The organism is Symmachiella dynata (assembly GCF_007747995.1).
In the GTDB taxonomy this organism is placed as follows: domain Bacteria; phylum Planctomycetota; class Planctomycetia; order Planctomycetales; family Planctomycetaceae; genus Symmachiella; species Symmachiella dynata.
In genome coordinates this window covers 824,134-850,285 of sequence record NZ_CP036276.1, presented here as the reverse complement: position 1 = coordinate 850,285, position 26,152 = coordinate 824,134, and the positions used below count along the sequence as shown (strand labels likewise).

The following is a 26,152-nucleotide window of genomic DNA, read 5'->3' as shown; positions in this document are numbered from 1 at the left end:
ATGTTGGCGTACAAACTCCACTACGGAGCGAATTGTGGTTCTTCAGAGCTCTGACTCAATTGATAGCGCCGCCAACTCCCCGCGATCAAACCTTGGCTGGGGCTGAATAAAAATGCCAGCGTAAATAGCCCGCAAGCCACGCAGACCATGGCTCCCGCTGTCGAGGCATCCAACCAAAACGCGAGATGCGTTCCTACGACTGCTGAAATCACGCCGAACAGAGCAGACAACAGAAGCATGACCGGCAGTCGTTTGGTCAGTAAATAAGCTGTCGCCGGCGGCGCGATCATCATCGCCACGACCAGAATCGCTCCCACAGCTGTGAACGAACTGACGACGGTCAGCGACAGCATGCCCATCAAACCGTATTGCACCACGCGAGGCCGCAGCCCCAGCACAGCGGCTAATTGCGGATCGAATGCCGCCGTCAACAGTTCTTTGTAAAACAGCGCGATCATGAACATCACCGCCACGGTCACGATCAAGAGTTGTACGACGGACACGGGAATCATGAATCCCGCCACTGCCATTTTATCAAACGAAATCGTATCCAGCTTGCCGAACAGCACACAGTCGGCATCAATGTGGGCATGCGTGGCCATGGTACTCAGCAGAATCACCCCGATGGCGAATAGCGATGAGAACACAATTCCAATTGCCGCATCCTGTTTGACGCGGCTATGCCGATGGATGAATTCGATCAAGACAGCCGTCAGAATTCCCGTCACCGCAGCACCGACAAACATCGCCGGGCCGCTGAATTGCCCCGTGAGCAAAAACGCCACCACAATGCCCAATAGGACGGTATGGCTAATCGCATCGCCAATCAGTGCCAACCCCTGCACGATCAAAAAACAACCCAACAATCCACAAGCAATCGCCACCAAACAAGCCGCCGCAATCGTCCAAGCCGTCCCCACCGCAATATCAGGCGACGCCCACAGCCCGACGACGTGGTCGTGAAAATCAAACGGTGGTAGGAGTTGTAGAACGTTCATTGCAGTGTGGTCAGTTACGATTCCATGAAACAGGTTCGGCCCGGATCTCGGTTTGGGGTGTATTTATAGGCAATAGGCTGTAGACCTTAGACTGTAGGGTTGGCAACGGCTGGCCGTTTGGTTGTACATACCGATTGAGTCCCCCCCCTTTTTCTGGCCACCGGCCACCGGCCACTTCTTCCCACATACTAATGCACACCATTCAACTGCCCCTCCAGCTGTCGTTTCAAATCCACACCAAGCACCTGTTCGATGTCGTCTGTATCGGGGTCAAACGGTATGTCAGCGATGGTGCCTTCCTGTGCCAGGAACAACTCCCATAACTTTGCGTTGCGATCCAACATCTCGGCGTATTCCCGGCCGGTCGTGGTCAATTGCAATCCACCTGCATCGGTTTTCACGAGCCCATCGCTGCGCAATAAATTGACCGCCTTGCGTATATGAGAGTCTGAGGTATGCATCTCTTGCGACAATTGTTCGATGCTTTGCGTCTGCGAGGAAGTAACGGCATGCAACCACCGGACGAGTTGATCGGCCAATGTCTGTCGCTGGCGGCGGTGCCGACGATGCATGCGCGTGAGCATTCCCTGTTGCGGGCTGAAGAAAAATGCAGCGACGAAAAACAACGTCAGGACCGCCACGATAAACGGACCGGTCGGTAAATGACTTTCCAAAAAACTAATGTTCGCCCCCGCCACACCAGCCACCGCGCCGAACATGACAGACAGCAGGATCATGACTTTCAAACGATCGGTGAGCAAATAGGCAGTCGCTGCCGGGGTGATTAACATCGCCGACAGCAAGACAATCCCCACCGCTTGGATCGATATCACAATCGCGATCGCGACCAACATCATTAACAAGTAGTGAATCGCCCGCGCCGGAATTCCACAGGCAGCGGCGAACTCTTCGTCGAAGCTGGTGGCTGCCAATTCCTTATAGGCCAACAAGACAACCACGAGCACGATCCCGGCGAGCACGGCCATGATCTTCAGTTCTTCCGTGGAGATGGCGCTGGCTTGGCCGAAGAGAAATCGATTCAACCCGCTTTGATTTCCCGAGGAAGTGTTCTGCAGTCGCGTGAGCATCACCACGCCCAAGCCATAAAAACCCGAGAGAACCAACCCCATCACGGCGTCCTGTTTCAGTTGCGTCCGCCGTTGAATCAGCGCAATCACACCGGCGGCCAACATGGCGGAGAGAGCGGCGCCGGCGAAAATCCAACGGATGTCTTTGGTCATCGTCACCAAAAACCCGGCGCAGATCCCCGGGAGCACGGCATGCCCTAAGCTGTCCCCCAACAGCGACAACCGCCGCAACACTACAAAACTCCCCAACAATCCGCAGGTCATCCCCAACAACAACGTGCCCAGGATCGCCGTCCGCACCGACGGATCTTCCAGCGACCAAAAGCGGCGCATCTGAGTACCAAAATCGGACGCCGCCAGCACGCCGCCCAACGAAGCTGCGAGGGAGAGTGCGCTGTTCATGTCTCGCCGCCTACGGTATCGGGCATGACGGCCAATCGTCCGCCATAGGTCGCGCGGAGATTTTCTGTGGTGAAGACGTCTTTCGTCGGCCCATAGGCAACGACGCGACGGTTCAGCAGCAGGATCTCGTCGAAATAATCCGCCGCGGTTTGCAGGTCATGGTGAATGACGAGAATCGTGCGGCCGTCGTCGCGGAGCTTGCGCAGTAAATCAATGATGGCTGATTCAGTCACCGCATCCACACCAGCAAACGGTTCGTCCATGAGATAGATCATGGCTTCCTGCGCCAAAGCGCGGGCCAAAAAAACCCGTTGCTGCTGTCCGCCCGACAGGTTGGCGATTTGACGGTGCGCGAACGGCAGCATTTGCACTTGCTGTAAACAGCGCTCGCACAATTCGCGCTCTTTGCGTCCCGGACGCCGGAACAAACCCAGGCGACCGTACGTGCCCATCATCACCACATCGTACACAGTGACGGGAAAATCCCAGTCGACCGTTTCGCGCTGCGGAACATACCCGATCGCGCCCGGTTGTTTTTTCAGCGGACCGCCGTTGATGCGGACCGTACCTGCTTGCCGCGGTAGTAAACCCATGATCGCTTTGATCAAGGTCGTTTTCCCGGCGCCATTGGGACCGACGATTCCCACGATCCGACCCGCCGCCACGTCCAGATTCACGTTCCACAACACCGCTTTACGATCGTAGCTGACCGTCAGGTCCCGGACCTCAAGCGGCAACGGGGACGCCTCCGGCTCAGGAGAATTCCCGGACACCTGACGCTGCGCACGCAGGGCGTCGGAATCGACCGGCGGATTGGCGCGGGGTTGTGTCATCGCGTGATTCAAACTTTCGACCGGAGACATCGGAATCAATGGCCTTTCGTTTGGAATATCGATCCGTAACGAGGATGACCCCACCCGAGTCATTTCTCGGAAGGAGTCTTCAGGCCATCGACCACACTGTTGGTGTTTGCCTGAATCATACCGACATACGTGTCCGCACCGGAACCGACACCCCCTAAAGCATCGGAATATAACTCCGGCCCCAATTGGGCCCCACTGTCCTGGGCCACGCGATTGATCGCTGCCTGCGGGACGCTGGTCTCGGGGAAGATCGCCCCGATTTTGTGGGTTTTAATCAAATCGACAGCGTCGGTGATCGCCTTGAGCCCCGCTTCGCTCTCGGTGCTGATCCCTTGAATCCCCACCACCTGAAAACCATACGCGCGGCCGTAGTAGTGAAACGCATCGTGACTGGTGATCAACCAACGTTGTTCCGGGGGTATCTCTGCGACGCGCTGTTTACAAAACGCGTCTAACTCGTCCAGCTCAGCCAGGTACGCGGCCGCTCGCTCGCGATAGGCGGATGCGGATTCGGGATCCTGAGCAATCAACGTGTCGAGCATTGTCTGCACGCATTGTTTCCATAATTTGGGATCATGCCAGACATGCGGATCGTGCAAGCCGCCTTCCCAGGAGAGCAATTCGCTGTCAGGGATGTCGCGTGAAACTGCGACCGCCGTGCGCCCTTGCTTTGCGATCGACTCAAACGTGTCGACCATTTTCCCCTCCAGGTGCAGTCCCTGGTACAAGATCACGTCGGCCGATTGCAGTTTGATACGATCCTTGGCCGTCGGCTGATACAGGTGCGGATCCACCCCCGGCCCCATCAGCCATTCGACTTGAACGTCCTCACCGGCGATTCGCGCAGCAGCGTCGGCGATCATGAGCGTGGTCGCCAAAATTTTGTATTTCGGCGCCGACTTCCCACCCGCGGCTTCCTCGGTTTTCGCATTGGACGAACAGCCCGAAAGCCCCCCGGCCAGCAGAAGAATTAGCGACCACACGCACAAGGCAGCGGTGCGGGATGCGGTACTTGTTCGTCGCAGATTCAGCAAAGCCCTGGTTGAATTACTGTGGAGAGACATTGTTGGTACAGTCCGGTGGCATGGCCATCCATTACAGGGAAAATGCGGGAGATCGCATATTCATTGCGCCTCAACCGTGATTGAACGGCCATAGAGAATAGCTGGTCAACAGGCGGTTTGGCGTTGTCTGAAAAACCGGGTCCCTCTCAATTGCCACCCGTTGCCGATAGCAAAGGGGCGATTCTCCGCATACAATCGGAAAAACGAAACTCAGGCGTTCGCTGAGAATTTGCACCCAGTTCAATATATTTTCTCATCGGCCACGAACAAAGTCAACATCGACTCAAAACAATTTTTTGATTAACCAAAATTCCGGACCGGCCCTATGCCCAGTTTGACCGTCGAAAACTATCTCAAAACCGTCCTGCAAATCTGCATCGAGGCAGATTCAGAATGGGCGTCGACCGGTCAAATCGCCACCGCTCTAAACGTTTCGCCCGGCACAGTGACCAGCATGCTCAAGACACTGTCCGACAGCAGTTTGGCAAACTATAAACCGTATTCCGGCGTCAAACTCACCAAGCAGGGCCGGATGTTGGCGGTACGGATGTTGCGGCGACATCGGTTACTCGAGCTGTTTCTGGTCCGCACCCTGGAGTTGACCTGGGATCAGGTCCATGACGAAGCCGAGCGGATGGAACACGCCGTGAGCGACGAATTGATTGATCGTATCGACGAATACTTGGAGAGACCGCAGGTCGACCCGCACGGCGATCCGATTCCCTCTGCCGATGGTACTTTGACCGGGGAGGACTACGGTCTGCCGTTGTCCGATACCGACATGGGTGACACAGTTCGTATTATCCGCGTCCGCAACCAGCAACCGGAGTTTCTCCGGTACCTCGCCGATAACGGAATGGCACTGGGAGCTGTTGGCACGGTGCAGGAAAACAGCGACGCGGGTGACATTGTTGCTGTGCAAATGCAGGAAAAACTGGTCACATTGGGCCAAGCGGCCGCCGAGATGTTATATGTGGAACGCGTGAGCGACGAATGATCGCGGGCCTTATGAAAAAGCGTTCACAAACAACCACCTAGAACTCGTTCAAACCCCGCTTCCGCTTGTTCCAGAAACGTCCGGATCAGCGTCAACGGGATGCGACCAAGTTTTTATACACGACGACTCAACAGAAAATCGAAATCGATATCGAGCGGCTGACGGAATCGACAGAAAGCAAAGCATGACTCCTTTGAAAATTGGCATGATTGGATTGGGCACCGTGGGCGGGGGCGTCGCCAAGATCCTCACCCAACACCCCGACCGCATCGAACGCCGCGCGCAACGTCCAATCGTTCTACAGCGGGTTGCGGTCCGCGATCTGACCAAAAAACGCGACGTGGATTTGCCTGCTGAAATCTTGACCGATCGAGTGCAGGATGTCATCGACGATCCAGAAATCGACGTGGCTGTGCAATTGATTGGAGGAACCGGACAGGCACGGGAAATCATGTTGGCGCTGCTCGCCGCAGGAAAAGACGTCGTCACCGCCAACAAGGCGCTGTTGTGCGAACATGGCGACGAGTTGTTCACCCGCGCGCGGGAATTAGGACGGTCGATCGCCTTCGAGGCCTCTGTCGCTGGTGGTATCCCGATTATTGCCGCATTTGGCAGCGCGCTGGCGGGGAATCAAATCACCTCGCTCTCGGGCATCCTCAACGGGACGAGTAATTTCATCCTCACCGAGATGGCCGATAAGAATCAGACCTATGAACAGGCATTACGGCGGGCACAGGAATTGGGCTACGCCGAAGCAGATCCTGCGATGGATGTCGACGGGACCGATGCCGCGCAAAAACTCGTGCTGCTGAGCCAATTGGCCTTCGGTGTCCGGGCCGCTGTTGCTGAGTTTCCTTGCAGCGGAATCGATACGCTGACGTTGGAAGATTTGAAATGCGCCGCAGATCTTGGATACATGGTGAAACTACTCGCGGTCGCGCGGCTGGTGGACAACCTGCTGGAGATGCATGTCTCGCCGACGTTAGTCCGCAATAATTTGCCGATGGCCGATGTGCAAGGCGTCTTTAACGCTGTGAAAGTGACCGGCGACGTCGTCGGCGAAACGTGGTTCTCCGGGCAAGGCGCCGGGCAGCTTCCCACCGCCTCCGCAGTTTTGGCTGATATTGTCGACATGGCAGTCGGCCGGTCGCAACTGACTTTTCCCACGCTGGACCTCTTCGGCGGGCGGACGACCTTCAGTGTCCAACCGACGGACAAAATTCTCAGCAAGTTTTATCTACGCTTCAATGCTCTGGATCGCCCCCACGTGTTGGCCGATATCACCGATATTCTGGGCCGTCACGAAATCAGCATCGCTTCGGTCGTTCAGCATGAGAGTCCGGAAGTGGAATCTAACAACAACTCAGTTGTCCCGGTATTCATCATGACACACCGCGCGACCGAGGGTCAAATGCGCGCCGCTGAAGCGGAGTTGAATCAACTCAAGTCACTGCAATCTCCCTGCATACGTATGCGCGTCGCTGAATAGTCGGGAACGGGCTGCATCGGATCACAAGCCTTCCCAACGGGCAATAAAAACAGCGGGCGGCGCGATGGCCGTCCGCTGTTCACACACAACACAACACTTGTCTCGTACCGGGCTTTGGGTGGGGATGCGTGGTTTTGTGCTGGTTATTTCTCTCGACACTCTTGCCAGCGTAATGTACCGCGATTTGTTACAAGGAATTCGGAAAACTTTTTCCAAATCCGCCAAAAACGTGACGCGTGGCAGTGCCTATTCAGCGGCAGCGTGTTCTGAGACATTTCTTGTATTGCCGGCCGCGGCGGTTTAGGGTGGTTTTCTGCGACACCCAACATCGCTATTCGCTGCTGGATGAGAAACGAGCAACCCATGTCCGAACCCCTCAACGTCACGCCAGGCCCGCCACAATCGGCTCCGCCCATGTTGTTGTCCGGCAATCCTTTATCGTGGCTCAAGGTTTTTGGACCGGGGGCGATCATTGCCTCGTTGACCATTGGAACCGGCGAGCTGATTTTCTCCACTCGCGGCGGCGCGCTGTTTGGATACAACATTCTGTTTCTGTTCGTGGTGATTTCGATCCTCAAGTGGGGATTGGTACTCGGGACAGCCCGGCACATGGTGCTGACCGGTGTGCATCCGTTTCAGCGGATGATGAACCTTCCCGGTCCGCGTGGTTGGGCACCGATGGCTTTCTTTATTTTGGCCGCCATCTGCATGCCGATCTGGGTCAGCTTTCATAGCGGCGTGTTGGGCAACTTGACCTCGTGGGTTTCGGGTACCGAAGCGATGTTTAACGGCGGCGCCGATTTTGTTTGGGGAGCGGCCATACTCTCCGGACTGCTGCTGCTGTCCGCCACCGAGGGATATACGGTGCTCGAACGCGTGCAACTGGCAATCGTCGCCGCCTTGATCATCTGTGCCGGGATCTCCTTAGTCCTCTACAATCCCGACTGGTGGGCGCTGCTCAAAGGAGCGGTCATTCCGTCGGTTTACGAATATCCCAACTGGATTGGTGAGTACCCCAAAATCGCCACGCAACCTGTCTGGGTCGAGACGACGCGGTATGTCGGCGTCATCGGCGGAGCGGGCTATGACTATTTGGCCTACACTTCGTTTCTACGGGAAAAACGGTGGGGCAAGGCCGGCGCTGCTCCTGCTACGCGACAGCAATTGGAAACGATCGCCGCCGATCCCAACCACCCCGTTCGCCGCTGGTTACGGGCGCCGTATATCGACTGTTCGATCAGTTTCATCATCGTAATTGCGTTTAGCGCTGTGTTTGTCGCTTCGGGCACAATCATCCTCGCTCCTGAGCACAAGATTCCCGACGAAAAGAACTTGCTGAACCTGCAGGCAGAATTCGTGGTCGGCCTCAGTCCTGTCCTTTTACCGCTGTACGTCGCCGGGGCGTTTTTGACGATGCTCGGTACGCTGTACGGCACATTGGAGGTCGCTCACACGGTACTCAACGAAATGGCTCGTAGTGTCAACGATGCTTGGGCGGCGCAGCATCAGCGGCGATTGAAAACCTATACGGTCGCCTGGTGCGCGGTAATCGCCTATGGCGTGTTGACATGGCAATATTTCTATACCACCAGCGGCGGCGCCGATAAGCCGCGGGCCTTGCTAGCGGTAATGACCCCGGCCAACCTCTTTACCGGCGTCTTGTTGTGCGGTCTGTTGTGCCTACTCAACCCCTGGATGGACCATCGCTTTCTACCACGCGCGCTACGGATGCCGAAGTGGCTGTGGTTGTTGAATCTGTTTGCGGCGGTGGTGTTTTTGTCGCTGGGAGTTAAAGGGTACTGGGACCACGATTCGCGCTGGATTGCGCTGGGCGGGTTATGCTTGGTGGTCGTGGTGGCCTGGGGATTGGCGTTTGCGTTGCGGGGACGACTGCATAGGACGGCTACGGATGGAGACTAGATCGGGAATCCTGTTCACCAAAACTCAGACTCGGCGAGTCGTGCGTTGTGTCTAGCGAAGCAGAGTGTCGTGAAAGGGCATTCCCAAATGGAGTTTGGGAACGAGGTTATCGCGTTTATGCACTGGCTCCCGAAAGTAACATCTAGAATTCGCTCGACTGCCCAGGTATAATGCTCGATGCGGCTGGGTAAGAAACTCCTGGCGACCGACTGATGATTGGCCCGATTTACTCTCGCTTTCGGCAATCACCGCACGATCAAATTTTTTTGACCGCTGCGTTTACAAGTCGTCGCATCCCCATCGTCAGGAGCCAAGACCATGAGAATCGATGAAATGCTCTCCAGCCGTCATGTCCACTTCGAGTCCCTGCATCACCGGCCCACCTTTACGGCCAATCGCATGGCACAGGTTCTGCACGTTCCCGGCAAAGAGGTCGCCAAATCCGTCTTGTTGCGAAGTGGCGGCGATTATGTGCTCGTTGTGCTGCCGGCGACACACTATGTCGACATGGAACGCATCCGCCGCCGTCTGGGTGAAGAGAATGTGGAAATGGCGAGCGAAGACGAAATCGCCCACATGTTTCCCGATTGTGAACCGGGAGCCATGCCCCCCTTCGGCAGTCTCTATGACGTTCCCACGTTGATGGACAGCTCGTTGGCGGAGGATGAAGAGATCGTCTTTGAAAACCAATCCCACGCAGAGGCGATCCGCATGCGCTTTGAAGATTACGACACCTTAGAGCACCCGATCAAAGGCCGGTTTTCTTATTGAGCACTCGTTGCTGGGCGCGGGGGCGAGGACTATTTGCGATTGATCAGCGCCATCGCCTCCGCCCGGCTGGGAGGATTGGATTTAAACAGACCGCGGACGGCACTGGTGATCGTCAATGCGCCCGGCTTGCGAATGCCGCGGATCGACATACAGGTATGCTCCGCTTCCAAGACCACAACCACCCCTTTGGCATCGAGTTCGTTGTTGAGCAAATCGGCGATTTGATGCGTCATCCGTTCTTGCACCTGTGGTTTTCGAGAAATCTCGTCCACCACACGGGCCAACTTACTCAGCCCAGCCACACGGCCGTTGGGCAGATAGCCAACGTGGGCGACTCCCAAAAACGGCAAGAGATGATGTTCGCAGGTGCTGTGGAAGGTGATGTCGCGCACCAGCACGAGTTCGTCGTACTTTTCCTCAAAGACCTTCTCCAGATGCCGCCCCGGTTCGGAATGCAGACCGGAAAACAGCTCTTTATACATGCGGGCCACGCGGGCGGGCGTTTCGAGTAGCCCGTCCCGGTCGGGATCTTCTCCGACCGCGAGCAAAATTTCGCGCACCGCGCGCTCAATACGAGGCAAATCAACAGGTCCGTGTTCCATGAATCGACCGTCTGGGAGGCAAAAGAGTGTATGAGAGAAGCCACAGGATTTTACGTGTTGCCCCAGCGACGGTCAATCAACGGTGATTGAAACCTCACAGCGCGGTGTCGACACGGTAGACGATTCCCAGCTAAACCGATCAATTCACGCTGAATTGCGGAATTGCCGACTGCTCGATCGTGGCTTCCCGTTGTCCGCGGTGCAATTCCCGCAATTGGGCGAGTAACAGATCACTGCGCAGATCGACATTCGACTCTGCCAACAATGCCTGCTTGCGGGAGGGTGCGAGGGGCAACTGGTCGGCAATCTGGTCACACAACTCACCCAGGGCAAGTTGGTCGTCGGCCCACAGTTGGAACAGATCGTTGCGCAGGATGTGTGGAAATAGCTCGCGAAATGCTGCCAACAATTCCTCATAACGGCGGCGGCGATCGATGACGGGTGTCGTCACGTAGTGATCGGGCCGCGCTTCTAGCATCCCCTGCTGGTACGAGTCGTCCGCTGGATGCCGAGAGAGGACCCGTGCGCGACAGACGCCCTCGATGTAAATGCAATTCGCCGCTGGCGTAAAAAACGTAGGAGTGACAATCCGCGCCACACAGACGAAATCGTCAACCGCCGAACTCAGCGCGACGGCAAATCGTCCTTGCTCGCGAAGCACGTCGGCCACCATCTGACGGAGCGGTTCTGTGGTGACGGCGATGATCTGCGACGTCCCGGGGAACAGCACAAAGTGAGGTTGCGTAAAAATCGGTAGTGCGCCGCTAAACTGGTCCACGTCGGTATTCGTCGTATGCGTCATAATTCTTCAATCGATGTAGGAATCTGTATCTTCGGAATCAATGTCCGATCAAGTTGCAAATCCGCCGAGGGATCCGTGGCTGCGCGAAGTTCCTGAAAGCAAAACCACAATTGGGCCGCCAAGGTTTCGACGTCGATGCCTTGATAATGTTTGCCATAGGGCTCGAGATAGTTCAGCGACGACCGGTGCATTTTTCGCGCGCCGCCGAGGTTGCCGTTTTCGAAATGAAACAGCGACACGGCTGCATGAATCAGTCCTTGGTAGAACTGTTTCTCCGCACCGACCGTCTCGGTCCAGATCTCCTCCAGGGCATCGTGACAAGCGAAAAACTCTTCGTCATTGAAAAGCCGTAACCCTTCCAGGTATTTTGGGGGGTATTCGTGCGGCCCGTCCATAGCCTGGTGCTCCGACATGCTGAGGGGTGAGGGCTGAGGGGGAAAATGTCGACCGATCACTTCCGAAAACCAGCCACTTCGAAATAACAATATCGAGTCTAAACGCGTTCCCCTGGCAATGTCCATGGCCGTTGTGAGGACAAGCCCGGAGAAATTATGCCCAAGTCCGAATCTACCGACAGCGATGTTGCCAGGAAGCAACAAGGCCGCAAAATCCTGCGTGCCTTAAAGAAGAAATATCCCCTGGCCGAGTGCAGCCTGACGCACGATAACTCCTTTCAATTGCTGGTGGCGGTGATTCTCTCCGCCCAGTGCACCGATGCACGGGTGAACATGGTCGTCCCGAAGTTATTCGACAAGTTCCCCACCCCCGAAGCCCTGGCCGGCGCGTCGCAGAAACAGGTGGAGAAGATCATTCATTCACTGGGTTTCTTTCGCGCCAAAGCCACCAACCTGCGCGGGATGGCCAAGGCGCTTGTGGAAGAACATGACGGCGAAGTTCCTCAGACCTTGGACGAATTGACCGCTTTGCCGGGCGTCGGCCGTAAAACGGCTAACGTGGTTTTGGGAAATGCGTTTGATATCCCCAGCGGATTCGTTGTCGACACGCACGTCAAACGCATCAGCCGCCTGTTGGGGCTGACCAAAAAAACGAACCCCGATCAGATCGAACGAGACCTCACACGGTTGTTGCCGAAATCGAGTTGGATCGAAACGCCGCACCGGTTGATTTTTCTGGGACGTGAAATCTGCATCGCCCGCCGCCCACAATGCGCGGAATGCCCCCTGCTCAAATGCTGCGACCGCACCGGCTTGCCGCCGCTCAACTGACGATCGCGAGAATTCGGATCGACCAAAACCGGAAACTCACCACCGGCCTTTCGCCCAGCGATCCGCCCAGAGATTGACCCGCAACGGCGTGGCATGCCAAAATCATCTGGCGAACTTTGTGCGAATCGGATAGCCTGTGATGGTGTCGTAAAAGGTTATTGCTGAATGAAACGCGCTCTTACCAGATTTCACTGACCGCCGGGGGAGAGCGGAGAATGGACGAAACCACAGAAGAACCAGTTGACGACACCTTGTCGCCTACGAAACGCTTGTTCGGAAGACAAATTCCGTTGGAGCGGGAAACGTTGCTGTTTGTGGTCGCCAGCGCGCTGGATGTGGTGATGACCTGGATCTTACTGAATAAGTACCAAGCCGATGGCTTTGTCGAATCCAATCCAATCGCCCGGTTTTTTCTCGAATCTTGGGGCCCGCGGGGGCTGGTCTATTTCAAATTTGTGATGGTGGCCTTTGTGGCAGTCATTTGCCAGATCATCGCACTCAAACGCGAAGACATCGCCCGCCGCATCCTCTATTTTGCCACCGCTTTGGTCGCATGCGTCGTGATTTATAGCTTTACGTTGCTGGTCCGGTATTCCTCAGCCGTGCCGAATCCCTTTGGGTAATTCGGCGGTTTCCGGCTGCAATCGGGAACACAACGTGACAGGGTCGCCTCCCACGTCTCGCGAGCCAAGAATCACCTGTTTTAAGGTTGCAAACTGCCTGCCCTCGGCATCCGTGGGCCGCTATACTTGCAGCGGTCGCTTGGCCCCAATCGACCTATGCCGACAATAGAATCAATCGCATTTAGAAAGACACGTAGCCGTGCTACATTCCGTCGTGATGGCCGGTGGGAGCGGGACTCGTTTTTGGCCGCAAAGCCGCAAGACGCTGCCGAAACAACTCCTGCCCTTGGCAGGTGAGGCAACGATGTTGCAACAGACCAGCGCCCGCAACGCCCCACTCATTTCGCCTGAGCAAACCTGGGTTGTTACCAACGCGGTGCAGGCTGACGCGACCGCGGCGCAATTGCCCGACGTGCCGCGCGCCAACATCCTTGTCGAACCGTGCGGACGGAATACCGCGCCCTGCATCGGCTTGGCCGCCATTCATCTGTTGCGGCAAGACCCCGATGCGGTGATGTTGGTCGTACCGGCCGATCATGTCATTCGCCCCACAGAGACCTTTCAAAAAGCGGTCCAACGCGCAACCGACGTCGTCGCGAACTCTCCCGAGACCTTTGTACTGTTCGGCGTCCCCCCCACGTTTCCCTCGACGGGATTCGGTTACATTGAACGTGGCGGCTCGTTGTCGGACGGCACGGATGACGCTTATCACGTTGCCTCGTTTCGTGAAAAGCCGGACCGAGAGACAGCGACGGGATTTCTGGACGCCGGCTGCTATTACTGGAATTGTGGAATTTTCGTCTGGCGCGCCGACGCGATTTTGCGGGCCCTGGAGGCTCAACAACCCAATATCTCGCGGCGTTTGGCAACATTGCGAGAATCGCTGGGAACGCCGGATGAAGAAGCGGCACTGCACCGTGAGTTCCCGCAGATGACATCCATCTCCATCGACCACGCGGTGCTGGAACATGCTGAGAACGTGGCGGTCTTAGAAGCGCCGTTTGAATGGGATGATGTCGGGAGTTGGCACGCCTTGGAACGATTGATGGGAGCGGACGAGAATCGAAACGTGATCGATGCTCCGCATTGCGGCGTCGACACAACCGGTTGCATCATTCGCTCAACGGAACAAGAACATCTGATTGGCACGATCGGCATGGAGGACTGCGTGATCGTACATACTGCCGATGCCACATTAGTCGCTCGCAAAGATGACGAAAATGCAATCAAACAATTGGTGGCCTTGATCGAGGAACGGGGCTATGACCGCTTCCTCTGATCCGCCGACGGCGGACACGTTTCCCGTCGAGGGGCGGTTGCTGGGTATTGATTTTGGGACCAAGCGGATTGGCGTTGCCATTTCGACGCCGGAACAAACGATCGCCAGTCCGCTGGAGAACTACAGCCGGCGGACCAAACCGTTGGACGGCGAGTTCCTGTCAAAAATCGCCAACGAATACCGCGTGGTGGGACTTGTCGTCGGCTTGCCGGTGCACATGAGCGGCGACGAAAGCGAAAAATCGCGGCAGGCCCGCAACTTCGGCAAGTGGCTCAGCCATTTGACCAAACTGCCGGTGCGCTACTGGGATGAACGGCATACGTCATTGATCGCCGAGTTGTACCTGCACGAAGCCGATCTGTCGAACAAAAAACGCAAAGCGCGGATGGACATGGTCGCTGCTCAAATCATGCTGCAAAATTATCTCGACAGCGACGACCGCACCGCCGCCCCACAAAGTTTGTAAACCAGCGGATCTAAAAAACATAACCCCGGGAACGCGATCGAAACGATCCGCGGACAGCCATGACAGACACTGATGACAATACGATTCGCCTGGACCAATTCTTAAAATTATCCGGTGCTGCCGGAACGGGGGGGCAGGCCAAGGTATTGATTCAAGCCGGACAAGTCACCGTCAACGGCGAAGTCGAAACACGCCGCCGCCGCAAACTCCGCCCCGGCGACCGCGTGATTGCCGAGGGGGAAGAATACGTCATCACCTCCGACGACGAAGAATAGCGGCGCGACAACGCTACCGGCAGGTCGATTACGCTTCGCCGGTCGAGGGCGGTCCGGCCACCACGCCGAATTCTCGACGTGCTTTTGGTGTTAACAGCAGCCCCAACGGCACGCCGACGAGGAGAATCAACGCTATTGCGACGGTGGCAACCTGACCAAATGATGGATTTTCGATGATTCGACGGCCGAAGGTAACTCTCATACTTTCCGTGCCAGCGAGACACGCGTAGAGCAGCATCAAGATGATTAAAGCGACATAGAAACCCGTGATGCCGATCGTCCAATTGCGGGCGGTGGCGTTGTGACGGATGAGGTGGTGAGCCACCCAGAAGAGCAGGATGAACGTAAAGTCGAAGTTAAGCGAATCGAAGAAGATCGGCGAGATGACCATCGAAGCTATCGACAGCCAGGCAAGAACCTGGAAGTAGCGTCCAACGAATTTACCGATGTCGTTGATAGGCATAATGTGCGAAATATCGGGGCAACGGAACGTCAAGACGATGCTTGGATTTCGGACGACCTGCAGATTAAACCGTATCGGATTCGAACAGAGCAGGCTAGCCCGGTTTATCCCAAAACGGCGCGGCGACTGAGTCGGACTGAAATACTCAATGCGGGAGCGTTTCGACGACCGGTGTGAGCCAAAATTGGGCGAATTCGTAGTACACCAGGATGCCGGTGAAATCGACAATCGCGGCCACAAGTGGGTTGGAAATGAGCGCCGGGTCCATGCCGATTTTCTTAAACACAATCGGCAGCATGGCGCCGATCATCGAACCCCACATCACCATGATGGCCACGGTTGCCGAAACGATGATCGCCGCATCCCAGCCTTGCAGTCCCCAGGCAGGGAAAAATCCGAGCGTGGACAACACCGCTGCGAACATCAGGCCCATGGTTGCCTCGCGAGCTGCGATACGCAACCAATCCGACGGCCCCGCCTCGCCCAAGGCCAACGTACGAATGACCAGCGCCGCCGATTGCGAACCGGCATTCCCACCGGTGGCGATCACCAGCGCAATGAATGTTCCCATCCATTCCACGTGCTCAGAAATCTCTTTATAACTATCCACGACCACGGAAATTCCTTGGGCGACCGTGAACAAAAACAACAACCAGATGCCACGTTTCCAAGTGATGGTCAAAATCGGCGTGGAGAGGTAGCTGTCCTCCAACGGTTCCACAGCACCGGCGCGATGCGCGTCTTCGGTTGCCTCTTCTTGAATAACGTCGATCACGTCGTCGTGCGTGATGATGCCCACGAGGCAATTTTGGTCATCCACAACGGGGATGGCCAGCAGGTCATATCGCCCCAACATGCTGGCGACATCTTCCTGGTCATCGTTGACGTTCACAGAGATCACGTCGTGATCCATGATGTCCGCCACGATCGCATCGGGTTTCGCGAGAATCAATTGTCGCAAAGAGACAAACCCATGCAAATGCCGTTGGTCGTCGAGCACGTAGACATAATAGATCGTCTCTCGATCCGGAGCGATGCGCCGCAGTCGCCGCAAGGATTCCTCAACCGTGATTTCCTGAGGCAGCGACGCATATTCGGTCGTCATGATCGAACCGGCGCTGTTTTCCGGATACGACAGCAGCTTGCGAATGTCGCTGCGCTCCGCTTGTGCGATGAGCGGCAACAACAAATCCACATGCTTAGGGTCGAGACGTTCCAGCAGGTCAACGCGATCGTCGGGGGCCATTTCTTCCAACAGCGCCGAAACCCGTTTGCGGTCCGTCGTGGTGACGAGGTCTTCTTGCTTGGGCAAATCGAAGAAGGTGAAAATTTGGACGCGGCTATTCACGTCGCAATGTGACAACACGTTCCAGATGTCGTCGTTACTCAGCCCTTCAATGACTTCAGCCACCACGCCCGGGTGCAAGGCGGTGCAGAATTCAATCAGACCGGCATCGTCGCCGGAATCCAACATCTCCCGCACTTCGGGCAACAGCAGTGGATTGTACATAACAAGCCTCCTCAACCCCGGACATTGGTGCCGATGGCATATTCGCGTGCTGGCATTTGGGTGTCTCTATAAAACTTGTACTCGGGACTGGCCCCCGCCAATACCCGCGATGCCCAATTCAAAGCTGTTCGAAAACCGAACGGCAGTCGAATCCCGCAACCTCATTTCCACCACAACGCCCCCACATTCCTCGACCGGGCGAATCGTGATGCTGATAGATTTTCACGCGGGGGCAGTTCGACCGGTGCGACATCCGTTGGGCGGATGCCATTGACATCGGAAAGTGAGAATGGTTCGCAAAAAACCCCCCGGCGGACTATATCCAACGGGGGGTTCTGTGATTTCTTGTTCCTGGTCGTCGCCGATCTGCCGCATTTCCAGGTCGTTCGGATCAAGGGACCAAATAACCAGAATTCCCTTCTGGCCACACAGCCCTGTGCGAATGACCGGAATGCATAGGATCGGATCAACGTTTGGAGAACTGGAAGCTCTTGCGTGCCTTTTTTAGTCCATACTTTTTACGTTCGACCATCCGGCTATCACGTGTCAGGTAGTGACCAGCACTCAATGTCTCGTGGAGTTCAGGATTCATCACCTGCAGTGCACGCGCCACGCCCAGCATGATGGCTCCGGCTTGACCGGTCGTCCCGCCCCCTTTGACGTTGACGATCACATCGACGGAATCGGTCATGCTCGTTGCTTCGAGAGGAGCGCCCACCGTGTGACGATCACGTTCGACATGGAAATACTCATCCAGCGGACGGCCGTTAATGGTCACGTTTCCGTTGCCTTCACGGACCCGGACGCGGGCGACCGATGACTTCCGGCGACCTGTTCCCCAGGCGACACCGAATTTGTCGAGGTGTCCGCGAATCACGACAGGTGCCGCAATGGCTTCGGATTCTTCACCCGCTTCTTCCGCTTCGCCACCCAAGTTCAACCCGGCGGCCAAGGATTCGGTATCCGCCGCCGGTTCTTCAGCGGGTGGGGTCGGCAAACCGCCGCTGGGCTGGGGAGCCATTTCCTCGGTCGGCTGGGGAACCAGTCCCTCAGTCGGTTGCGGAGTCATTTCCGGAGTTTCGTTGACTTCGTCTGCCATAACAGTCTAATCGTTTATTGAGAATTGAAAGATTCAAACTTTAAACAACGAGCAAAACCTACAGGTCCAACGGCTGTGGGTTCTGGGCTTGATGCGGGTGACTTTCTCCCACATACAATTTGAGTTTGTCCAGCATACCCCGACCCAATTTTGACTTGGGCAGCATGCGGCGGACCGCTTCGCGGAGAATAAACTCCGGCTTGGTTTCCAGCAACTTGGCTGCCGTTGTCACGCGGCGACCACCGGGATAACCGGAATAGCGGTCGTACTCTTTATTCAGCATTTTATCCGTGAAATACGGATGGGTTTCGTGTGCGATGGATTGCCCCGAGAAGCGGATCTTTTCGGCGTTCACAACCACAATATAATCACCGCAATCAACGTGCGGAGTGTACGTCGGCTTGTGTTTGCCCATCAAAATCGTTGCCAATTTAGACGCCAATCGTCCAACGACTTGATTGTCCGCATCAACGACGTGCCAATCTTGCTGCACGTCGATATTTTTTGCCATGTACGTCTTTGCCACGTGTCTACTTCCCAACAACAATTTGCACCGCCATCATAAAAACACGGTGCGAGTGACACTAATAAAATCCGGTCGTCGACGCGTGAAACGGATTCTCGACGCCGGCAGGACACGGAGCGGGGATTCAACATAACCCCCGTATTCACAATAGGTTAACACACTGAGCAAGTGCTACATTGGCGTCAAAATAGACACCAACCGGGCTGCTCGCCAGCCGCTGAGAATCGAAAGCCGCCTCAACGTCCTTCCGCGCAGCGCAACAGTGACTGGCGCGGAAACGTGCAAGATTAGCGACTTTCGACACTTGATTCAACGTTGAGGAGCCAAAATTCCGGGGTTCCCGACGAATCAATTCCCCAAAGCGAACGCTGACGTGGTCATGCGGGGAAATCCCCCACTTTTCCAGTCGGGAGGAAGCTTGTCCTGTGCAGCCCACTATTTCTTCGGGGCACCGCCGGACACGACCCGCTTGTTCACGTCGGTTTCCAGTACACCAAATGCCTGTTCGTGCCGTTGCACTGCCATTTGCAAGGCTCCCAGGAACCGTTTGGCTGTGTAATAATTCATCACGATCCGCTGCGAAATCGGCACCGCTTCGGACTGTCCGCCGAAAGGCTGCGGGTTTAACCCGAAATCGATGATCAACTCTTCGGGTGACCCGGTTACACGGGCGAAATTGCTGTATAAAGCAGCGATTCGTTCGGAATCGAAGCTGATTTGCGGCGCCGGCTGACCTTTGGCATCTGTTGGATTCGCTGGGGCGCTGGCGGATTTGTCTTTTGCCATGTCTGACTCCTCAGGGGATGTTTGAGCGATAACGCGTTACTTACAGATCATTCCAAAACCCTCGGACGCGTCGCGCGGAGAATACGAAGTATCGCCTCGAAATCAGGCGGAATCGGGTTTCGAAATTGGTTAGAAACAAGCCAAAGTAACGTGCGGCGCGGTTAGTAAATAGGCAGGGAATCCGCAAGACTTCAAATTACAGCAACGAAGTCGCGGGCAAACCGCAAACTTGACGCTGAGTTGATTTTCAATTTCTCCGGCGGAAATCCACAATCTCGTCTCGCCATACTTTATCTCTGCCCCGCAAAACAACACAATGCCCCTAGCCGCAATTCCGACAGAAAACTGGGCATTTTCACGGTCTCCGCCGTTTTCTTCGCCCAAATCCCCACTCCAGACTTCATGCTGCGTCGTGCCACCACAATCGCAGCCGGGACCGAGGCCATTCCGCCGGGGTTTGGCCTAAAAAACGGACGTACTCACGACAAAAGTTTTCAAACCCACTTACGCAGCCTGTTGACATGGATCCGTAAGTTTTCAGAACAAGCTCAACCGGGCTTGGAAACTGATACATCCACAACAAGGATAACAATCAGCTATGGCCACCTATATCGAACGACTCAACTCGGCCATTCTCGCCAAACGGGCCCCGGTGGTTGTCGGGTTGGACCCCCGCAAGGAACAATTGCCGCCGGGGTTGATGGACAGTGCAAAGAGCGGACATTCTTATTATTCCGATCCGACAGCCACGGCGTATGAACGGTTTTGTTTTCAGATCATCGACATCGTCGCCCCCCTGGTCCCGGCGGTGAAACCGCAAGCTGCGTTTTTCGAAGAACTGGGGCCGAGCGGTTCACTCGTGCTGGCATCGGTCATTCGCCGCGCGCGGGAAGCGGGGCTGATTGTCATTTGCGATGCTAAACGGGGCGACATCGGAAGCACGGCCGAAGCCTATGCCCGCGGCTATCTCGCCGGCTCGGACCGCAACGCCGCTCCCTGGTCGGCCGATTCACTGACGGTCAATCCATATCTCGGTCCCGACACGCTGCAGCCGTTTGTCGATGTGGCTGTCAAACGCGAAGCGGGATTGTATGTCTTGGTCCGCACCAGCAATCCCGGCGCCGCCGGTTTCCAAGATCTAATCGCCGACGGACAAACGCACTATCGACATGTAGCGGCGGCGGTTGAACAATTGGCACAGGAGACGCGCGGTGAGCAAACCTATGGTGCCGTCGGCGCCGTGGTGGGAGCCACCTATCCCCAAGAGTTAGCGGAACTGCGGGCAGCGATGCCGCATACGCACTTCCTCATCCCCGGTTACGGCAGCCAAGGCGGAACCGCCCAAGACATCGCCGCCGCGTTCGACGCTGACGGTCTCGGCGCCATCGTCAACAGCAGCCGCGGCATCATCTTTGCTTACAACAACGCGAAGTACAAAGACCAATTCGCCCCCGAGCAATGGGAGTCCGCCGTCGAAGCGGCGACGCGGGACATGATCGCTGACTTAGCGGAACACACGCCAGCCGGGGCGTTGGGTGGGTAGGGTTTACCACGGAGTCACGGAGGACACGGAGTGGCATCGAACTGGGAGGCAACCTGCGCTGTCGGATGCACATCTCTTTTAACTAAACACCCCACCAGCCAATAACTTCATGACGGCGGACTCGCATGACCACTTCGACTAAGCGGCTGGGTTGGATCGTGGCGATTGCCGGTGGTGTGATTGCCTCGCTGATCACGTTTCCCGCTGCCGTGCCTTGGATGATTGCGGGTTGGTTGCTGTACTCGACCGTGTTGATCGCGCGCGGCCGTCCGGGTTGGCTTCCGTTATTGGTTTGCGCGAGCATTGTGCTGGTTAAAAATGTGGACTGGCCTTCGGCCTTTTATTTGCTGGCCGGTGCGATGTTGGCCGTGGGGATTTGGCGCGGCGCTGGTTCCCGAAAACAACCATCTGTCTCTAGCAACCGCCTGGGGGTTGCCGTCAGTATGATCGCCCTTTGGGGGGCCTGGTTGGCATTATCGTGGATGTGGTGGACCTCCGCACACAGCAGCGAGATGCCACAATTGCAGGGCGAGCGTCCGGTTGTTTGTGTGGGAGACAGTCTCACCTCGTTTGGCTATCCGGACGAACTGGCCAAGCTGCTCACCATTCCGGTGATCAACCAGGGAACCGATGGCATCACCACCAGCGATGCCTTGAAGGCTTTGCCCGAATTGATTGCGGCGAATCCGCAGATTGTTGTTATCGAACTGGGCGGCCACGATTTTCTCAAAGGCAAAACGCGGGCAGCAACCAAAGCGAACCTGCAAAAAATCGTCGATGCCTGTCACGACATCGGCGCGGAAGTGGTCGTGATGGAAGTGCCGCGTGGATTTATCATCGATCCGTTCGGCGGCCTGGAACGTGAGTTCACGCGGGACAACGACCTGGAGTTGGTCTCCGACGGCACAATTCGCAACCTCGTTCTGTGGAGCCCCTACGCGCCGCCCGGTCTATGGCTCGACGCGGCACGGCATTTGAGCGATGATGGATTGCATCCCAATGCGCGAGGGAATCGGTATATGGCCGAATGTGTCACCGAGGCGTTGGTGCGGTTGTATGGTGAAAAGATCCGGACGACACCGTAAAAAGCACGCTGTGCGAAAGCCCTCACCCCCGACCCCTCTCCCAGAGGGAGAGGGGAGAACTTGTTCACAAGCTATTCGATAAAACTGAGGTTACGATTGATGATGCGCCCCCGATTTTTAATTCTCGTCATGCTGCTCACATTCTCCGCGGTCCCCTCGTTGGCCGACGAGGCGCCGTTGAAAGTCGCGCCGTTTACGGTTGATGTCACGCCGCCGATTGGGGCTCCCTTGGCGTACAACCCCATGGAGCGGGCGGGGAATTCGTTGTGGCTTAAGGGGATGGTGTTTGTCACCGACGAAAAACCGGTCGTGGTGGTCGCCGTGGATTGGATTGGGATTGGTGGCGAAGGGAACACACGCTTTCGCGAAGCGATCGCCCGCGCCGTCGGCACGACGACCGAACGGGTCACCGTGCATGCGTTGCATCAACATGACGCGCCGCGTTTAGATTGGGGCGTGGAAGAAATTCTGGCTGGGCAAGGACTCTCCGGCAAGATGTTCGACGTCGCCTTTGCTCGCGAAGTCATGCAAAAAACCGCGGCGGCAGCCAAAGCAGCTGTCGACAAAGCCCAACCGGTGACGCACATCGGGCTGGGACAAGCCAAGGTGGAAAAGGTCGCTTCCAATCGGCGGATTTTGGGACCCGATGGCAAGGTGAAACATATGCGGTTCACAGCCACGAAGGATCCGAAAATTCGCGCCTTCCCCGACGGGACCATCGATCCGCTTTTGAAATCGATCAGCTTTTATGACGGCGACAAACTGCTGTCCGTGATCACCTACTATGCGACGCATCCGCAAAGCTATTATCGCACTGGAGCGGCGGACACCGATTTTCCCGGCATGTCGCGGATTCTACGCGAAGATGCGTTGGAGGTGCCGCACATCCATTTCAATGGCGCGGGTGGGAATATCGGGGCGGGTAAATACAACGACGGCGCGCACGACAACCGCTTGCGTTTAGCCGGACGACTCGCCAACGGCATGCAGCGTGCCTTTGAAGCGACGGAAAAATTTCCCGTCACGGACGAAACCTTCGGCTGGGAGACGGTCCCGGTCTCATTGCCGCTGGCTGATCATTTGGATGAAGAGAAATTGCGAGCCACCGTCACTGATGAATCGGCAAAGCCTGCCGCGCGCGTGGCGGCCGCCCACGACCTCTCGATGCTGCAGCGGACCCGCGCCGGAGCGACAATCGACATCGCCTGCCTGACCCTCGGCAAAGCCCGCGTGCTGCACATGCCGGGTGAACTGTTTGTCGAGTATCAACTCAACGCCGCCAAACTACGACCGGACCTGTTCGTCGCCATGGCCGCCTACGGCGATTACTCGCCCGGCTACATCGGCACCGAGGAGGCCTACGGCCAAGGGGGATACGAAACCAGTCCCCGGGCGTCGAACACGGCCCCGGAGGTCGAGGGGGTATTGATGGGGGCGGTGCGAAAGTTGCTGGGGGTGGAGTGAGGCAGTTGCGGAACATGACTACGCTGCTGGGGTCGGCAATTGCTAATGCGAATTGAAACCGTTGTTCGGCTTCTTTTGTTCATCATACTTATCCGGTTGGCGGACGTGGGAATTGCGGCTTCTTGCGGGCTCTGCCCGCCCCGATAGCGGAGCTATCGCGGCCACCCTTGTGATGGTCACCCCGCGATAATTGTCAGCCGGGCGCGGCGATAAGATCGACTGTCAAAGAAACAAAAAGAGCGTTCGCCGATTTCCCCGCGAACGCTCTTTTTTACATGCTGGCAGAATTACCCGATTATTTCTTCGGGGGGAATTCTGCTTCGTAGGCCAAGCTTTTGATGAAGTGATCGGCGGCGACGTAGGTCACCGGTTGCAGGCTCTTGATCATGCCCCGCAGCGTGGCTTGCATTTCTTTGCAAGCGTTTTGGATCTCGCCGTAGCTGTCGGAATCGACACCCGAGTTGTCCGGGGTGCGTGCATTGAACAGGTGATCGATTTTGTTCCGCGACTTGGTAAAGGCTTTGTCCCGCAACAGCGGCGGCCAATGGATCAAGCTGCTGGACGAGTCATACTGTGCAGGATCCAGGCGTCCCGGTTGGGCGTCCTTGGCGAGCTTATCAATCTCTTCTTGAGTGATTTTCGGTCCGGCGTGTTCCTTCATGTATTTGTCGTGGATATCTTTGTTGGCGTAGTAACTGTTGACGGCATAGTTGTGATTTTGCATCGACTGATGAGCCGTTTTCGCGTAGATCTGCGCCGACTGAGCGGTATCAAGCCGGGCTTGGCCGAGTCCCTGTGCCGCTTGACCGACACCATAACCGGTGGAACCAGCAGCCGTCACTCCCCCGTATCCGCCATAGCCCCCGTACCCGCCATAGCCCCCGTACCCGCCATAGCCCAGGCCATATCCTCCGCCATAGTAGTGGTGGCCGTAGTTGAAATGGTTATGAATGGTGGAAGCTCCCCCAACGCCGCGCTCCCCATCGACACGGACTTGCCCGGTCGCATAGGTTCCAAAGGCAATCACAGCGATGGCGGCTAACATAAACGAAGATTTTTTGTGTCGAATAGGATTCATCAAAGTATTCCTGATCAAGGTGTCCGAAATTGAGCCGCAAGCGTGCGTCTCAGGCCTCACTGAACAAAACTAGCACAAAACGGCGCTATTGTGATATTTCTCATGGAATTGCCGACGAACGAAGCATCCGTTCTGCCCTGAAATTGCCGACCCCGGAGCAGGATGATCCACGCAATCCGCCCCGGTCCATAGCGACTTTCCATATCAATTGGAACAAATACGCATAGCGTACGCAAGGATTTTTTGAATCAACCGTCCCGAATTTCCCCGGACCAGCGGCATATCCGGCACCAGACCGAGGATCACCGGAAGTTCGGTGGCTGGTTGGTCTTGGGGTGAGTTATTTGCAGTGAAATACTTATTCGGCGTTCACAAAGCTTGGCGATGTGACAATCGGATTCACCGAACCAATCCTCCGAACTAGTTCCACTGCGATCCCGACTCAGACAGCTTCGCTGAGGAGCCCAGCGCGCGTCTCCCCCTGTTCGTTTGCCTGCCAATATCGCCCTGCTGCCACATCAAGGCAAGTTAACCAACCACCGGCATAGGCGTGCGTGTCGATGCAGAGGGCATGCCCCAGGTTGAGCGGAATGCCGGTTCGCTGTGGTGTGTGGCCACAGATCATGATTTTACCCGATTCGTGTGGCACCGACCATTCGTCCAGGTGCTCCCAATACAACATGTGATCAGGCTGTTCCTCCAACGGATCGTTGGGATAGACATTGGCGTGCACAAAAAAATGGGTCTCAGTTTCATAAAAAGGGCGGCAATCATTTTCCAAGAATTGCCAATGCGCTGCTGGAATACTGGCCAATGTTCCGCGTTCAGTTGCAGGGACATACGATTGCAAAGTGGCATCGCCGCCGTTGAAAATCCAATTGTCAAAGTGTTCGCCATGATTCCGCGCCTCTAACATCATCAGTTCATGATTGCCCAATAGCGGTATCAACCGACCAGCACGAACGCGTTGAATCAACCAATCCAAAACCTGCGCGCTGCTAGGTCCACGGTCGATGTAATCGCCGACTGTGACCACCATATCCTCCGGTGCGATCGGCACTTGTTTTTCCAACGTCGATAATGCGTTGTAGCAACCGTGAATGTCGCCGATGGCGAGCAGGCGCACGTTGTTTTCCCTTGCATCGTTGTTCAATGGTTCAATCAAGCAGTCGCGTGATGGTTTTCACAACCGGATGATCGGGTACGCGTTTGATGCCCAAGTTGTGAAGCCGACGCAATTTTTGTTCGTCGTTTAACAACCCGTGATTCCAAAGGAAAACCGCATCCGACAGGAGGGTTGCCAGCGAATCATCATCGAGGTCAGGAGCGTTTATTGTTTCGGAATATCTGGCAAATCGTCGACGCAACTTGCGGGTTGACTTTCGGCATTCCGGACAATGGACACAATCTGCATCGATCACAAACTTGAGTTCCTCGTACCAGTGGCGTTGCTCACGTGCAAAAAATATGAAGCGGCGATTGCAGTCACGGCATTGTTTGAGAACGTCAACATAGTATGCCCGGGGAATGACGGAGTAGTTGTGCTTTTCCGGATCGGCCGCAGTTTTGGTTTCAGGAAAAACGATCTGCATTCGATAGGCGTATTGTTGGCGCACGGCGAGCGTTGTGGGAGTGCCGCCCGGTAAATGAGGAAACGCACCGAAGCGTGGGTGCGGGACAAGATCCCCCAGATCAACGTCGACGCTGTCCATCTTGTCGTTCGACTTCGCTCT

Annotated in this window: 27 protein-coding genes; 12 read left to right on the top strand and 15 right to left on the bottom strand. The window is 56.1% G+C overall.

Features of this window, described 5'->3' with window-relative positions; genetic code table 11:
• Positions 1–20: 20 nt before the first annotated feature.
• The 4 genes from Mal52_RS03215 to Mal52_RS03200 form a co-directional block, all read right to left on the bottom strand.
• Positions 21–998, bottom strand: coding sequence for a metal ABC transporter permease (locus tag Mal52_RS03215; protein ID WP_145374294.1), 978 nt, complete (start codon positions 996–998; stop codon positions 21–23).
• A gap of 188 nt (positions 999–1,186) precedes the next feature.
• Positions 1,187–2,488 (bottom strand): metal ABC transporter permease, encoded by a 1,302-nt coding sequence (locus Mal52_RS03210; RefSeq protein ID WP_145374293.1) that lies wholly within the window; start codon positions 2,486–2,488, stop codon positions 1,187–1,189.
• On the bottom strand, positions 2,485–3,321 hold the full coding sequence (locus tag Mal52_RS03205) for a metal ABC transporter ATP-binding protein (protein ID WP_145374292.1): 837 nt from the start codon (positions 3,319–3,321) through the stop codon (positions 2,485–2,487). Before Mal52_RS03205 ends, Mal52_RS03210 begins: the two co-directional genes overlap by 4 nt.
• Positions 3,322–3,410: 89 nt before the next feature.
• Positions 3,411–4,334, bottom strand: coding sequence for a metal ABC transporter solute-binding protein, Zn/Mn family (locus Mal52_RS03200; protein WP_197534632.1), 924 nt, complete (start codon positions 4,332–4,334; stop codon positions 3,411–3,413).
• Positions 4,335–4,740: 406 nt separating this feature from the next.
• On the opposite strand from Mal52_RS03200, the gene Mal52_RS03195 reads away from it, so the two are divergent.
• From Mal52_RS03195 to Mal52_RS03180, 4 genes are all read left to right on the top strand, one after another.
• Entirely contained in the window at positions 4,741–5,412 is a 672-nt protein-coding gene (locus Mal52_RS03195; protein WP_145374290.1) for a metal-dependent transcriptional regulator, read from the top strand.
• Between the two features lie 184 nt (positions 5,413–5,596).
• Positions 5,597–6,901 (top strand): homoserine dehydrogenase, encoded by a 1,305-nt coding sequence (locus Mal52_RS03190; protein WP_145374289.1) that lies wholly within the window; start codon positions 5,597–5,599, stop codon positions 6,899–6,901.
• A gap of 363 nt (positions 6,902–7,264) precedes the next feature.
• The gene (locus tag Mal52_RS03185; RefSeq protein ID WP_145374288.1) at positions 7,265–8,821 is read left to right on the top strand and encodes an Nramp family divalent metal transporter; all 1,557 of its coding nucleotides are present in this window, start codon (positions 7,265–7,267) and stop codon (positions 8,819–8,821) included.
• Between the two features lie 318 nt (positions 8,822–9,139).
• On the top strand, positions 9,140–9,592 hold the full coding sequence (locus tag Mal52_RS03180; RefSeq protein ID WP_145374287.1) for an aminoacyl-tRNA deacylase: 453 nt from the start codon (positions 9,140–9,142) through the stop codon (positions 9,590–9,592).
• 29 nt (positions 9,593–9,621) lie between these two features.
• Here the strand turns inward: Mal52_RS03180 and folE are convergent, their stop codons facing one another.
• From folE to Mal52_RS03165, 3 genes are all read right to left on the bottom strand, one after another.
• Positions 9,622–10,194, bottom strand: coding sequence for a GTP cyclohydrolase I FolE (gene folE / locus Mal52_RS03175; RefSeq protein WP_145374286.1), 573 nt, complete (start codon positions 10,192–10,194; stop codon positions 9,622–9,624).
• A 139-nt stretch (positions 10,195–10,333) separates the two neighbouring features.
• Positions 10,334–10,996 (bottom strand): LON peptidase substrate-binding domain-containing protein, encoded by a 663-nt coding sequence (locus Mal52_RS03170; RefSeq protein ID WP_145374285.1) that lies wholly within the window; start codon positions 10,994–10,996, stop codon positions 10,334–10,336.
• On the bottom strand, positions 10,993–11,391 hold the full coding sequence (locus Mal52_RS03165; RefSeq protein WP_197533676.1) for a DUF309 domain-containing protein: 399 nt from the start codon (positions 11,389–11,391) through the stop codon (positions 10,993–10,995). The genes Mal52_RS03170 and Mal52_RS03165 overlap by 4 nt, the downstream gene beginning before the upstream one ends.
• Before the next feature lie 156 nt (positions 11,392–11,547).
• On the opposite strand from Mal52_RS03165, the gene nth reads away from it, so the two are divergent.
• The 5 genes from nth (at position 11,548) to Mal52_RS03140 (ending at position 14,865) form a co-directional block, all read left to right on the top strand.
• Positions 11,548–12,222, top strand: coding sequence for an endonuclease III (gene nth, locus Mal52_RS03160; RefSeq protein WP_145374283.1), 675 nt, complete (start codon positions 11,548–11,550; stop codon positions 12,220–12,222).
• Positions 12,223–12,437: 215 nt separating this feature from the next.
• Positions 12,438–12,845: a DUF5658 family protein gene (locus Mal52_RS03155; protein ID WP_145374282.1), complete on the top strand. Its 408-nt coding sequence runs from the start codon at positions 12,438–12,440 to the stop codon at positions 12,843–12,845.
• A gap of 199 nt (positions 12,846–13,044) precedes the next feature.
• Positions 13,045–14,124 carry a mannose-1-phosphate guanylyltransferase gene (locus tag Mal52_RS03150; protein WP_145374281.1) on the top strand — a complete coding sequence of 360 codons (1,080 nt, stop codon included), beginning with the start codon at positions 13,045–13,047 and terminating at the stop codon, positions 14,122–14,124.
• Entirely contained in the window at positions 14,108–14,590 is a 483-nt protein-coding gene (gene ruvX, locus Mal52_RS03145) for a Holliday junction resolvase RuvX (protein ID WP_145374280.1), read from the top strand. The genes Mal52_RS03150 and ruvX overlap by 17 nt, the downstream gene beginning before the upstream one ends.
• A gap of 59 nt (positions 14,591–14,649) precedes the next feature.
• Positions 14,650–14,865 (top strand): RNA-binding S4 domain-containing protein, encoded by a 216-nt coding sequence (locus Mal52_RS03140; protein ID WP_145374279.1) that lies wholly within the window; start codon positions 14,650–14,652, stop codon positions 14,863–14,865.
• A 28-nt stretch (positions 14,866–14,893) separates the two neighbouring features.
• Here Mal52_RS03140 and Mal52_RS03135 read toward each other — a convergent pair whose 3' ends face one another.
• The 5 genes from Mal52_RS03135 to Mal52_RS03115 all read right to left on the bottom strand — a co-directional run bounded on the left by Mal52_RS03135 (position 14,894) and on the right by Mal52_RS03115 (position 19,249).
• Positions 14,894–15,328, bottom strand: a complete 435-nt coding sequence (locus Mal52_RS03135) for a hypothetical protein (protein ID WP_145374278.1) — start codon at positions 15,326–15,328, stop codon at positions 14,894–14,896.
• A 145-nt stretch (positions 15,329–15,473) separates the two neighbouring features.
• Positions 15,474–16,838 (bottom strand): magnesium transporter, encoded by a 1,365-nt coding sequence (mgtE, locus tag Mal52_RS03130; RefSeq protein ID WP_145374277.1) that lies wholly within the window; start codon positions 16,836–16,838, stop codon positions 15,474–15,476.
• A 466-nt stretch (positions 16,839–17,304) separates the two neighbouring features.
• Positions 17,305–17,937: a 30S ribosomal protein S9 gene (gene rpsI, locus Mal52_RS30430; protein WP_420824939.1), complete on the bottom strand. Its 633-nt coding sequence runs from the start codon at positions 17,935–17,937 to the stop codon at positions 17,305–17,307.
• Positions 17,938–17,995: 58 nt separating this feature from the next.
• Positions 17,996–18,448, bottom strand: coding sequence for a 50S ribosomal protein L13 (gene rplM / locus Mal52_RS03120; RefSeq protein ID WP_145374276.1), 453 nt, complete (start codon positions 18,446–18,448; stop codon positions 17,996–17,998).
• 450 nt (positions 18,449–18,898) lie between these two features.
• Positions 18,899–19,249 carry a DUF3467 domain-containing protein gene (locus Mal52_RS03115; protein WP_145374275.1) on the bottom strand — a complete coding sequence of 117 codons (351 nt, stop codon included), beginning with the start codon at positions 19,247–19,249 and terminating at the stop codon, positions 18,899–18,901.
• A gap of 598 nt (positions 19,250–19,847) precedes the next feature.
• Between Mal52_RS03115 and pyrF the strand changes: the two genes are divergently transcribed.
• From pyrF to Mal52_RS03100, 3 genes are all read left to right on the top strand, one after another.
• Entirely contained in the window at positions 19,848–20,792 is a 945-nt protein-coding gene (gene pyrF, locus Mal52_RS03110; RefSeq protein WP_145374274.1) for an orotidine-5'-phosphate decarboxylase, read from the top strand.
• A gap of 125 nt (positions 20,793–20,917) precedes the next feature.
• Positions 20,918–21,877, top strand: a complete 960-nt coding sequence (locus Mal52_RS03105; protein WP_145374273.1) for a GDSL-type esterase/lipase family protein — start codon at positions 20,918–20,920, stop codon at positions 21,875–21,877.
• Between the two features lie 99 nt (positions 21,878–21,976).
• Complete coding sequence (locus tag Mal52_RS03100; RefSeq protein WP_197534631.1) at positions 21,977–23,341, top strand: hypothetical protein; 1,365 nt, start codon at positions 21,977–21,979, stop codon at positions 23,339–23,341.
• Between the two features lie 295 nt (positions 23,342–23,636).
• On the opposite strand, the gene Mal52_RS29555 is transcribed toward Mal52_RS03100, so the two are convergent.
• The 3 genes from Mal52_RS29555 to Mal52_RS03085 form a co-directional block, all read right to left on the bottom strand.
• Positions 23,637–24,419: a hypothetical protein gene (locus tag Mal52_RS29555; protein WP_197534630.1), complete on the bottom strand. Its 783-nt coding sequence runs from the start codon at positions 24,417–24,419 to the stop codon at positions 23,637–23,639.
• A 442-nt stretch (positions 24,420–24,861) separates the two neighbouring features.
• On the bottom strand, positions 24,862–25,545 hold the full coding sequence (locus tag Mal52_RS03090; protein WP_145374272.1) for a metallophosphoesterase family protein: 684 nt from the start codon (positions 25,543–25,545) through the stop codon (positions 24,862–24,864).
• 31 nt (positions 25,546–25,576) lie between these two features.
• The gene (locus tag Mal52_RS03085) at positions 25,577–26,131 is read right to left on the bottom strand and encodes a zinc-ribbon domain containing protein (RefSeq protein WP_197534629.1); all 555 of its coding nucleotides are present in this window, start codon (positions 26,129–26,131) and stop codon (positions 25,577–25,579) included.
• Positions 26,132–26,152 lie beyond the last annotated feature (21 nt).